The sequence below is a fragment of the Clostridium zhoujianii genome (genome assembly GCF_051590805.1).
Lineage (GTDB): Bacteria > Bacillota > Clostridia > Clostridiales > Clostridiaceae > Clostridium.
In genome coordinates this window covers 115992-128900 of the sequence record NZ_JBPUTF010000003.1, presented here as the reverse complement: position 1 = coordinate 128900, position 12909 = coordinate 115992, and the positions used below count along the sequence as shown (strand labels likewise).

The window sequence follows — 12909 nt, the reverse complement described above, 5'->3', positions numbered from 1 at the left end:
TTTTGTTTACCCACTATAATTTCATTGCTAATTAAAAGAGTATTCCCTGAATATTTATTCATTAACTTTGCATTTATATTCATATCCACATGAAATAAACTGACTTAATAATTCTACTAAGTCAGTTTATTTTTAAATTATATATTATTTACTTAAATACTCATCAATTGCTACAGCTGCATCTTTTCCTGCTCCCATAGCTAAAATTACAGTCGCTGCTCCAGTTACTGCATCTCCACCTGCATATACTTTATCTCTTGAAGTCTTTCCTGTTTCTCCTTCTGTTATAATACACGCTCTCTTATTAATTTCTAGACCTTTAGTGGTAGATGATATTAATGGATTTGGTGATGTTCCAAGAGACATTATTACAGTATCTACATCCATAATAAATTCTGATCCTTCTACTACTTCGGGCTTTCTTCTTCCAGATTCATCAGGTGCCCCCAGTTCCATTTTTACACACTTCATTCCCTTTACCCAACCATTTTCATCAGTAATAATCTCTGTTGGATTAGTTAATATATCAAATATTACACCCTCTTCTTTTGCATGGTGTACTTCTTCCAGTCTAGCTGGTAGCTCAGACTCACTTCTTCTATATACTATATGAGATTCAGCTCCAAGTCTTAATGCTGTTCTTGCTGCATCCATTGCAACATTTCCTCCACCAACTACTGCAACCTTCTTACCGGCTCTAACTGGTGTTGAATACTCATCTTTATATGCCTTCATAAGATTTACTCTTGTTAAGAACTCATTAGCTGAAAATACACCATTTGCATTTTCTCCTTCGATTCCCATAAATCTTGGCAAACCAGCCCCTGATCCTATAAATACAGCTTCAAACTTTTCGTTATCTATTAATTCATCTATAGTTATTGTTCTTCCCACTATAACATTAGTTTCTATCTTAACTCCAAGCTTCTTTATGTTCTCAATTTCAGTTTTAACTACAGTATCCTTAGGTAATCTAAATTCTGGTATTCCATAAACTAATACTCCACCTGCTTCATGCAATGCTTCAAAAATAGTTACATCATACCCTTTCTTTGCTAGGTCACCTGCACAAGTTAATCCTGAGGGCCCACTTCCAATTACTGCAACCTTTTTACCTTTACTTTCTTCTTTTTCAGACATATCAATGTTATTCTCTCTACTCCAATCAGCTACAAATCTTTCTAGCTTACCAATAGAAGCTGACTCTCCCTTTATACCTAATACACATTTACCTTCACACTGACTTTCTTGTGGACAAACTCTTCCACAAACAGCTGGTAGTGCACTATACTTAGCTATAACTTTTGCTGCTTCCTCGAACTTTCTCTCCTTAACTTTCAATATAAACCCTGGAATATCTATTGATACTGGGCATCCTGAAACACATCTAGGATTTTTACAATTTAAACATCTACTTGCCTCTTTAACAGCTTCTTCATCATTATATCCAATGCATACTTCTTCAAAATTTCTTGCTCTAACTTTTGCATCTTGCTCTCTTACAGGAACCTTCTTCATTTTATCTTGCATATTCATTATTTGTCACCTCCACAATGTCCACACCCACCATGATGAGTATCTCCCTCTTCAGCCTTTAATTTAACCCTACCCTCTTCTGTCTTATACATAGTTTGTCTTCTCATTGCCTCATCGAAGTTTACTAAATGTCCATCAAACTCTGGTCCATCTACACATGCAAACTTAACCTCACCGCCTACTGAAACTCTACAAGCTCCGCACATGCCAGTACCATCAACCATAATTGGGTTTAAGCTTACAACTGTAGGTATATTTAGCTCCTTTGTCAGCATACACATGAATTTCATCATTATCATAGGTCCAATTACTATTGCCTCATCATATTTCTTATCTTGATTTTTAACTAAATCTGTTAGGCAATCAGTTACTCTTCCATTAAATCCATATGATCCATCATCTGTTGCAACATATAAATTTCCTGCAACCTTTCTCATTTCTTCTTCTAATATAAGTAATTCTTTATTTCTACTTCCAACAATTACATCTACATTAATACCTTGTTCTTTTAGCCACTTAACTTGTGGATATACTGGAGCTGCACCAACTCCCCCTGCTACAAATAAGATCTTCTTATTTCTTAGCTTTTCTAAGTCTTCATCTACAAATTCACTTGCTCTCCCTAAAGGCCCAACAAAATCACTTACATAATCCCCTACCTTTAAATCTGCTAGTTCCTTAGTTCCTTTTCCAACAACTTGGAATACTATAGCTACAGTGCCTCTTTCTGAATCAAAATCTGCTATTGTAAGAGGAATTCTTTCACCTTTCTCATCATTCTTAATAATTATGAACTGCCCTGGCTTTGCTGATTTAGCTACTCTTCTAGCTTCAATGTCCATTAAAAATATATTTTCTGTCAATTCTCTTTTCGAAACTATTCTATACATAATACCAAATTCTCCCTTTATGTAAAATTTAAATTTATTTAAAAAGCCTCCTTTTTAATATAGGAGGCTAAAAGAAATTATTTATTAAAATGCTACTTCTTCACCATTGTAAGCAGCTTCATATATCTTTCTAATTAACTCAGCATCAACCTTTCTTGGATTAGTTGCTGTACATGCATCTATTACTGAATTTTTAGACATATACTCTATATTTGCTTTGAATTCTTCTTCATCTACTCCATATTCTTTAAATGTTGCTGGTACATTTAATTCCTTATTTAATTCCCTAATTAATTCCACTAATGATTTTGTTAACTCTGCATTATTATTTCCTTCTAACTTTAACATCTTTGCTATATCTGCATATCTATGTTCACATTCTCTGCTATTAAATTCTATAACTGATGGTAATAAAATTGCATTTGCGCATCCATGAGGTACATGGAACACTCCTCCAATCTTATGCGCCATAGAATGTACTATTCCTAATGAAACATTACTAAATGCCATTCCAGCTAAACATTGTGCATCATGCATTTCACTTCTGGCTTTTAAGTCTCCAGCATAAGATGCTTTTATATTGTCTCTTACCATTTCAATTGCCTTTAAAGCTAAAGGATCAGAGAAATTATCTGCTATTGTTGATACATATGCTTCAATAGCATGAGTCATAGCATCCATACCTGTAAATGCCACTAATTTAGGAGGCATAGTTTCTGCTAGGTCAGGATCAACTATTGCAATATCAGGTGTGATTTCAAAATCAGCTAACGGATACTTAATTTTCTCATCATAATTTGTAATAACTGAGAATGCTGTAACCTCTGTAGCTGTTCCACTTGTTGAAGCTATAGCTATAAACTTAGCCTTCTTTCTTAACTTAGGTAAACCAAATGGTACAACTGCCTCTTCAAAAGTGAAATCTGGATTTTCATAGAATATCCACATTGCTTTAGCTGCATCAATTGGCGATCCTCCACCTAATCCGATGATCCAGTCTGGCTCAAACTTCCTCATTGCTTCTGCGCCCTTCATAACTGTTTCAACTGAAGGATCTGATTCAACTCCATCAAAAATTTCAACCTCTAATCCTGCTTCTTTTAAATTATCTTCTATTTTTTGTAAAAAACCAAATCTCTTCATAGAGCCTCCACCCATTACGATCATTGCTTTCTTCCCACTGATTTCCTTTAATATATCAATAGTACCTTTTCCATGATAAATATCTCTTGGTAATGTAAAACGTGCCATAACAAACCCCTCCAAATATATTATTTTTCTTATCACATATAATACTAGCAAGTTCTATGCCAAAATTTTAACAAAGTTCACCCCAGACATAGTCATATTTTTAACAAAGTCTAAAAATATAAAATAAGCATATGTACTAATTTAGTACATATGCTTATTTATTAATGTACTAATTTAATACACTGTCTTAAATTAGTACATTATCTTTTATTCTTATAATATAATGTATTTCTGCTTACCCCTAGTTCTTTTGCAGTCTTACTTATATTATAATTATTTATTTCTATAGCCCTATTTATTATTTCTCTCTCTATTTCTTTTATTGAACTATACTCTTCTAGATTTATTTTTATTATCTTATTAGATTCATTTTCTATTTGGCTACTCTGAATATTTCTATCTTCATTTATATTCATTTTATCGAGAATATCATATGACATTTCACCATCTAAATTAACTATATTCTCTATACAGTTTTCTAGCTCTCTAATATTTCCTGGCCATGTATAATTAATAAGATTATTTTTTAATATACCTTTTAACTCAATATGGCATTTGCTTAATTTATAAGTTTTCATCATTAAAAAGTACTCTATAAGTTTTTCCACATCACCTTTCCTTTCCCTTAATGGTGGTATTTTAATTGGTATAACACTTAATCTATAATATAAATCTTCTCTAAATCTTTTTTCTTTTATTTCTTTTTTAAGATTTTTGTTTGTTGCAGCAATTATCCTAACATCTATAGGAATTTCTTTCTCTCCACCAATTCTAGTGACCCTTCCTTCTTGTAGTACTCTTAATAAATGAACCTGCATCTCTAACGGCATTTCACCTATCTCATCTAAAAATAATGTCCCCCCGTTTGCCTGTTCAAACTTCCCTGGTTTTCCTCCCTTTTTTGCACCTGTAAATGCACCATCATCATATCCAAAAAGTTCGCTCTCAATTAAATTTTTAGGAATAGCTCCACAGTTTATAGCAATAAACTTTTCATTTCTTCTATAGCTATAATTATGTATTGCTTGTGCAAATACTTCTTTCCCTGTTCCACTTTCCCCTTCTATTAATATAGTTGATGGACTGTTTGCTACTACCTTGCAATTAGTGATTACATTCAAAATTACATCACTTTCACCAATAATATCATCAAAAGATTTATAAGCTCCAGTAATATTTACCTTATTATTATCTTCTGTTTTACTAAAGGTAATAATATTTCCTATCACTCTATCATTTAATCTAATTGGTTTTATTGATATAAGTGTTCTTTTCTTTATATCATCATTCAACTTAACATCCTTTGTATATACTTTGTATTTGTTAACCTTAAATCCATCCATTATATTTTTCCACGTGGGAATTATATTTTGTATATTTTTATTTAATAGTATATCTTCTGGGATTTGTATTATTTCTGTAACAAGATCATTTACTTTTTTTATCCTTCCTAATTCATTAACTAAAATTATTCCCTTATCATAATTCTCCATAAGACTTCCCATATAATTGTAGGTTTCTTCAAGTATCTCTTTAGAATGTATTTTTTCCAATTCATTCTCGATTGCCTTTACTCCAAACAAAACTAATCCTAATGAATGAAGATGTTTTTCAGTCCATTGTGATGTAAGATTCAACGTTCCTATTATCTCACCATTCTTCCCATGTATTGGTGCTGCTGAACAGGTTAATTTTTTAAATATATCTATATAGTGCTCGTCCGCTGTAACTTGTACAGGTCTATTTTCCTTTATTGCAGTACCCATAGCATTAGTACCAACACTCTTTTCATCCATATACATACCAACAACTATATTTGATTTTTCATATTCTTTTACTACATTTTTCTGACCATTAATATATAGGACGCAACCATCTTTATCTGTTAATACAATTACAAAATGTTCATCTTGTAGAACATCATTAAACATATCCATATATATTTTTGCAACTTTAACTAAATCTGAATTCTTTTTTAAAAGATTATTTACTTCCCCTATTTCCAATGCCTTTCTTAAGGTATAACCTTCCGTTCTAACTCCATATGCCCTACTTCTTTCATGTGAATCTTTTATTATACTATTATCATAATTACCCATCATAATTCTCCTCTTTTGCTTTTGTAGCTACTTAAATTATAACAAGTAATTTCAAATTTAAAAAACTTTGTAATTTATAACTAAGTTGCATTAATATCCTTGCTATTTCCTATTTTAAAATAGACTTATCAAAACTCTTTATTAAATCTTCAACATCCTCAAGTCCAACAGATACTCTGATCAAAGTATCAGTTACACCAAGTTTTTCTCTTTCTTCTCTAGGAATAGCAGCATGACTCATTTTAGCTGGATATGACACTATAGTCTCCACCCCTCCAAGACTTACTGCAAAAGCAGCATTAGTTATATTATTTAAGAAATACTTTGTTTGTTCATAGTTATTAAACTTGAAAGATAATACTGCTCCACCACCACTTGCTTGTGATAAGTGAATATCCCTTCCTTCATGCCCTTCTAATCCTGGATAATATACTTTTTCAACTTCTTCTCTTTCATTTAGCCACTTTGCAAGAATTTCAGTATTTCTTTGAGATTCTAATAATCTAACCTTTAATGTCTTCAATCCTCTAATTAATAACCAACAATCTTGTGGTCCAAGTACTGCTCCAAAAGTATTTTGTATTTGATATACCCTACTACTTAACTCTTTAGTTTTAGTAACTACTAAGCCTGATATAACATCACTATGTCCGCCTATAAATTTTGTCCCACTATGAATTACTATATCTGCCCCTAATTCCAATGGTTTTTGTAATAGTGGTGACATAAATGTATTATCAACTATAACTATTGCATTATTCTCCTTAGCTATTTCCACTGCACCTCTTATATCTGTAACTTTTAACAATGGATTCGAAGGAGTTTCTAAATATATTCCCTTAGTATTCTCCTTTATAGCTGACCTTATTTCTTCAAGATTACTAGCATCAACAAATGTATGTTCAATATTAAATCTTGAGAATAAATTTGTTACTGCTCTATATGTTCCTCCATATACATCTCCACAGATTACCAAATGGTCTCCTGCTGAAAATATACTTAAAACTGAACATATAGCTGCCATTCCTGATGCAAAAGCAAATCCCCTATCTCCTCCTTCAAGTTCTGATATTAGATTTTCCAGCACTTCTCTCGTTGGATTCCCTGATCTTGAATAATCATATTTACCGAAGTTATCTATATCAAATTGATGATAGGTTGATGCTTGATATATTGGTGTACTTAGTGCACCTGTATTCTTATCTATACTTCCTTCTGAATGTATTAATGATGTTCCTATTCCCATTGTTATTCCCCCTTTATTGCTCTTTCCAGATCACCTATTAAATCATTTATATTTTCTATTCCTACTGCTATTCTCAAAAGATACTCATCTACTCCAAGTCTCTTTCTTAAATCATCAGGTAACTCTGAATGTGTTTGCGTAAATGGATAAGTAATTAATGTTTCTACTCCACCTAAACTTTCTGCAAAGCTTATTACCTCAACATTTTTTAAGATTCTTGGAATAATTTCTTTATCTTTAACTCTAAATGATAAAGTTGTACCAAAACCACTACTTTGAGATTTATTAATTTCATACCCCTCATGATCTTCTAATCCAACGTAGTAAACTGTACTCACTTCTTCTTGTTTTTCTAACCACTTAGCAATTTCTATAGCATTTTCTTGGGCTCTATCTAATCTTATATGCAATGTTTTAAGTCCTCTTAGTAAAAGCCATGCATCATTTGCTCCAAGAGTTGCTCCAGTTGACATTAATATATATCTCAATCTTTTAATTATATTTTCATCATTTGCCACTGCAATTCCAGCAAGTACATCATTATGTCCTCCAAGATACTTAGTGCCACTATGAACAACAACATCTGCCCCTAATTCTAATGGCCTTTGATAATATGGTGTTAAAAATGTATTATCAACCACAAAAATCAAATTATTCTCCTTAGCAATTTTACTTATCCCTCTTATATCAGTTACTTTTAATGAAGGATTTGAAGGTGTTTCTATAAATATCCCCTTAGTATTTTCCTTAATTGCAGCTTTAATATCTTCTAAATTTCTTGTATCTACAAATGTAGCATCTATTCCAAATGACTTATAAATATCATCAAATAGTCTGAAGGTTCCACCATATAAATCCTCTGATAAAATAACATGTTCCCCAGCTTTAAAAAGATGTATGCAACAAGTAATTGCCCCAAGACCTGATGCGAAAGCAATTCCTTCTTTTCCACCTTCTAAAGAAGCTACTGTCCTTTCTAATTCTTCTACTGTTGGGTTTTGCATCCTTGAGTAGTCATATCCTGTACTTTCATAAAGTCCAGCATGCTTAAACGTAGCACTTTGGTATATGGGAAAACTAATTGCCCCTGTTCTCTCATCTCCACCTGATGCCCCTCTTACTGCTTTTGTTTCAAATGAACAACAATCTTTCATATAATATGCCCCCTTTTTTAATTATAATTGCCTTTATAGTAAAAAAAGCCGCTTCTTAAATTATAAGAAGCGACTAAAAATAGCCTAAATATAGTCCTAATGGGACTAGCTTTCCTCTTATCTGTCAGGATAAACCTGCAGGATTTAGCACCACGTAATATCAATTACAGGTTGCTGGGCTTCAAAGGGCCGGTCCCTCCACCACTCTTAATAAGATAAACTTATTTATTAAATTTTCTACTTGTTTATATTATACAATTAACTTCTTTATTGTCAATAGTTTCCTCAAACTTTTCTATCAATTTCTCTTTGTCTTCCCTTTTTAACTTTTTTATGGCATATTCTCTTTTCATAGCTATAGACTTATCTTCATAAGTTTCATAGTATGCAAGTTCTAAAGGACCCCTTCCTTTTGTATACTTTGCACCTCTTCCACTACAATGATCATTAAATCTTTTTTCCAGATTGTTTGTCCACCCTGTATAAAGAGAATTATCTCCACATTTTATTATATACACATAATTCATCTCATCACCTTGCTTATCTTTTTAAGTATATTTTAAATATATACCTATTGAAATACAATGAAAAGATGACAAGCCACTTTTAACTTGTCATCTTTCTATAACTACCTTCTATATTAAACTGCTTCTTCCGATCTCTCAAATTGTGAGTTATAAAGCTTAGCATAGAATTCACCCTTAGCTAGTAACTCTTCATGTGTTCCTTGCTCAACTATATCTCCTTCATTCATAACTAAGATTAAATCCGCATCACGAATTGTTGATAATCTGTGAGCTATAACAAAACTTGTTCTACCTTCCATAAGATTATCCATAGCCTTTTGAATTAAAATTTCAGTTCTTGTATCAACTGAACTTGTTGCTTCATCAAGTATTAATATCTTAGGATCAGCTAAAATAGCACGGGCAATTGTTAATAACTGCTTTTGTCCTTGTGATACATTGCTTGCTTCTTCGTTTAATTCCATATCATATCCAGCAGGTAATGTTTTAACAAAATGATGAACATGAGCTGCTTTAGCCGCATCAATTACTTCTTCATCTGTTGCATCTAATCTACCATATCTGATATTCTCTCTTATACTTCCGTTAAATAACCAAGTATCTTGAAGTACCATACCAAATAAATCTCTTAACTCTGTACGATTGAAATCTTGAATATTGTGTCCATCAATTAATATTGCTCCACTATTAACATCATAGAATCTCATTAATAACTTAATCATAGTTGTCTTACCAGCACCAGTAGGTCCAACGATTGCTACCTTTTGGCCGGGCTTAACATGAGCTGTAAAGTCATTAATAATTGTCTTGTTTTCATTATATCCAAAATGAACATTCTCAAAATCAACTCTACCTTCTAAACCTTCTACTGATACAGGATTCTCAGCAAATTGTACTTCTTCCTCTTCTTCTAAGAATTCGAATACCCTTTCTGCTGCTGCTGCTGTAGATTGTAATAAATTAGCTACTTGCGCCACTTGTGCTATTGGTTGAGTAAATTGTCTTACATATTGAATGAATGATTGAATATCTCCAACTTCAATAGTCTTTTTAATTGTAAGCCATCCACCCATTATAGATACTGCTACATAACCTAGGTTTCCTATAAACATCATAACTGGTTGCATCATTCCTGATAAGAATTGAGACTTCCAAGCAGATCCATATAATTTATCATTTAACTCATCAAATTCTTCTATAGCTTTTTCTTCACCATTAAATACCTTAACTATATTATGGCCACCATATAACTCTTCAACTTGACCATTTACATTACCTAAGTACTCTTGTTGGTCCTTAAAGAATTTTTGTGATTTCTTAACTATTAACATTATTAATCCCATTGATATAGGTAATATTAATAATGCCACAAGAGTCATTTGCCAACTTATAGAAAGCATCATTACTAGTACACCAATTATTGTAACAACTGATGTTATTAATTGTGTCATACTTTGATTTAAACTTTGCCCTAAGGTATCTATATCATTTGTAAATCTTGATAATACTTCACCATGAGTTTTAGTATCAAAATACTTCATTGGCATTCTATTTATCTTAGTAGAAAGATCGTTTCTTAAATTATAACAAAGCTTTTGTGAAATACCACTCATTATATAACCTTGGATAAATGCAAATAATGCACTAATTACATAAAGTCCAATTAATATTAAAAGTATTCTTCCTATCTTATCAAAGTTTATACCCGCTCCTTCTGCTCCAGATACCTTTGAAACTAATCCATTAAATATTTCAGTAGTAGCTTTACCTAAAATCTTTGGTCCAACTATAGAGAAACATGCACTACCAATTGCAAATATTATTACTCCAAGTATTGCAAATTTAAATGCACTTATATACCCGAATAATTTTTTCATTGTTCCTTTAAAATCTTTTGCCTTTTCGCCTGCGCCATGCATTCCGCCCATTGGGCCACCAAAGCCTTTTCTTGTTCCTCTTTTCTCATTACTCATTAGCTAACTCCTCCTTTGAAAGTTGTGATAAAGCTATTTGCTCATAAACTTCACAATTCTTAAGAAGCTCTTTGTGAGTTCCTATTCCAACAACTCTTCCTTCATCAAGGACTATAATTTGTTCTGCATGAAGTATAGTACTAATTCTTTGTGCAACTATTAATACAGTACTATCACTTGTTTCAGCTTTTAGAGCTTTACGTAAAGTAGCATCAGTCTTAAAATCTAATGCTGAGAAACTATCATCAAATATATATAATTCTGGATTCTTAGCTATTGCTCTTGCAATAGAAAGTCTTTGCTTTTGTCCTCCAGATACATTTGTACCACCTTGAGAAATTTCTGTTTCAAAACCTTCTGGCTTTGAAGTTATAAAGTCTGTAGCTTGTGCTATCCTTGCTGCTCTTACTATTTCATCTTCCGTAGCTTCTTCCCTACCATATCTTAAATTTGAATCTATTGTTCCTGAGAATAGTACTCCCTTTTGTGGAACATATCCTATTTTAGCTCTAAGATCATGTTGAGATACATTTCTAATATCTACCCCGTCCAGTCTAATCTCACCTTCTGTTACATCATAGAAACGTGGAATTAAATTTACTAAAGTAGATTTACCACTACCAGTACTTCCTATAAATGCTGTTGTTTCTCCTGGCTTTGCAGTAAATGTAATATTGCTTAAAACATCTTCTTCTGCATTAGGATATCTAAATGAAACATTTCTAAACTCTAATATTCCCTTTTTCTCATCCTTAAATGCCTCAGCATTCTTAGGATCTTCTATTTTAAGAGATGTTGTAATTACTTCATCAATACGTTCTGCTGATACTGATGCTCTTGGCCACATTACTGATACCATCGATATCATTAAGAATGACATAATTATTTGCATTGTATATTGAATAAATGCCATCATATCTCCAACTTGCATAGCCCCTGAGTCAACTGCATGTGACCCATTCCAAACAATAAGAACTGCTACAGCATTCATTACAAACATCATTGCTGGCATCATACATGACATAACTCTGTTAACAAATATATTGTTTTTAGTTAAATCCATATTTGCCTTCTCAAATCTTTCTTCTTCATACTTTTGAGTACTAAATGCACGTATAACTGGAATACCTGTAAGTATTTCACGAGTTACTAAATTTACTTTATCTACCAACTTTTGAACTTTCTTAAATCTAGGCATTACAACTGAAAATAATACCATTACTAATGATAATACTGCTAGTACTGCTACTGCTATAATCCAAGACATTGAAGTATCTGTCTTTAAAACCTTTAATACCCCTCCTAATGCTAGGATTGGTGCATAGAATACAATTCTAAGTAACATAACCATAACCATTTGAATTTGTTGTATATCATTTGTACTACGTGTTATTAATGAAGCTGTTGAGAATGTATCTAGCTCTGTACTTGAAAATGACATAACCTTTTTAAATACTTTCCCTCTAAGATCTCTACCTAGAGCTGCTGCAACCTTTGCTCCTAAGAATCCAACTATAACTGTTGCAATCATACTTAATAGTGCTATTCCAAGCATCTTAGCACCAGCTAATAATACGTAATTATTTTGTTGCTTATCTGTATCAATACCTAATGAAACATATTCTGACTTTACATAAGATACTGCACTTTGTGTAACCATACTCTCTGGCATATCACCAAATTTTTCATAAATGTTATTCTTTATACCTTCTAATTGTTCTTTTGGCATAGATGAGAATACTTTAAATATATCTAGATCCCCTGAAGCTACCATTTGCGGCGGCATATTAGCCATCATTTGTTTCTTCATTTCCTTTGTTTGGTCATTGTCACTTTCTAGTCCACCAACAACCATCATAGGTTTACCAAATATTGCATTTAAAGATTCAATTGTATCTTTATTTTTTGTGCTAAGTTCATATACAGGCTCATCTCCTGTAATATCTTCTTTAGAAAGTGAAGCCTTATCTAATAAAGTATAATTACTTAATACCTCATTCTTATCTTCTTCACTCATAAACAGTGTCAATTTATCTAATTCAGTTTGTCTAATAACTTTAGGAACAGCATTTTCTACTCCTCCTTGTTGTATACCGACATTAACTATCTTAGAAGTATAATCTGGTAAAGAAAGATCGCACACTGCTTGAATTACTAATAAAACTATTATTGCAATAATCGGTACGACTGATTTCTTTAAATACTTCATTAACTTTAACATATATCCATCTCC

At 32.2% G+C, this 12909-nt stretch carries 9 protein-coding genes and 1 riboswitch; all 9 genes read right to left on the bottom strand.

What is annotated here, in order from left to right; translation table 11 throughout:
* Positions 1 to 144 precede the first annotated feature (144 nt).
* The 9 genes from gltA to ACSYT2_RS15360 all read right to left on the bottom strand — a co-directional run bounded on the left by gltA (position 145) and on the right by ACSYT2_RS15360 (position 12897).
* Positions 145 to 1536 carry an NADPH-dependent glutamate synthase gene (gene gltA, locus ACSYT2_RS15400; protein WP_430857681.1) on the bottom strand — a complete coding sequence of 464 codons (1392 nt, stop codon included), beginning with the start codon at positions 1534 to 1536 and terminating at the stop codon, positions 145 to 147.
* Positions 1536 to 2426 carry a sulfide/dihydroorotate dehydrogenase-like FAD/NAD-binding protein gene (locus ACSYT2_RS15395; RefSeq protein ID WP_430857682.1) on the bottom strand — a complete coding sequence of 297 codons (891 nt, stop codon included), beginning with the start codon at positions 2424 to 2426 and terminating at the stop codon, positions 1536 to 1538. The genes gltA and ACSYT2_RS15395 overlap by 1 nt, the downstream gene beginning before the upstream one ends.
* 84 nt (positions 2427 to 2510) lie before the next feature.
* Positions 2511 to 3677, bottom strand: coding sequence for an iron-containing alcohol dehydrogenase (locus ACSYT2_RS15390; protein ID WP_430857683.1), 1167 nt, complete (start codon positions 3675 to 3677; stop codon positions 2511 to 2513).
* A 200-nt stretch (positions 3678 to 3877) separates the two neighbouring features.
* Entirely contained in the window at positions 3878 to 5779 is a 1902-nt protein-coding gene (locus ACSYT2_RS15385) for a sigma-54-dependent Fis family transcriptional regulator (protein ID WP_430857684.1), read from the bottom strand.
* Between the two features lie 106 nt (positions 5780 to 5885).
* Positions 5886 to 7022, bottom strand: coding sequence for an aminotransferase class I/II-fold pyridoxal phosphate-dependent enzyme (locus tag ACSYT2_RS15380; protein WP_438385127.1), 1137 nt, complete (start codon positions 7020 to 7022; stop codon positions 5886 to 5888).
* Between the two features lie 2 nt (positions 7023 to 7024).
* Entirely contained in the window at positions 7025 to 8176 is a 1152-nt protein-coding gene (locus ACSYT2_RS15375; protein WP_438385126.1) for a trans-sulfuration enzyme family protein, read from the bottom strand.
* A gap of 114 nt (positions 8177 to 8290) precedes the next feature.
* Positions 8291 to 8393: riboswitch (SAM riboswitch) on the bottom strand.
* A gap of 28 nt (positions 8394 to 8421) precedes the next feature.
* Positions 8422 to 8703 carry a GIY-YIG nuclease family protein gene (locus ACSYT2_RS15370; RefSeq protein ID WP_430857687.1) on the bottom strand — a complete coding sequence of 94 codons (282 nt, stop codon included), beginning with the start codon at positions 8701 to 8703 and terminating at the stop codon, positions 8422 to 8424.
* A 113-nt stretch (positions 8704 to 8816) separates the two neighbouring features.
* On the bottom strand, positions 8817 to 10676 hold the full coding sequence (locus tag ACSYT2_RS15365) for an ABC transporter ATP-binding protein (protein WP_438385125.1): 1860 nt from the start codon (positions 10674 to 10676) through the stop codon (positions 8817 to 8819).
* A complete protein-coding gene (locus tag ACSYT2_RS15360; RefSeq protein WP_430857689.1) occupies positions 10669 to 12897 on the bottom strand; it encodes an ABC transporter ATP-binding protein in 2229 nt (742 codons plus the stop codon). The genes ACSYT2_RS15365 and ACSYT2_RS15360 overlap by 8 nt, the downstream gene beginning before the upstream one ends.
* Positions 12898 to 12909: the final 12 nt, after the last annotated feature.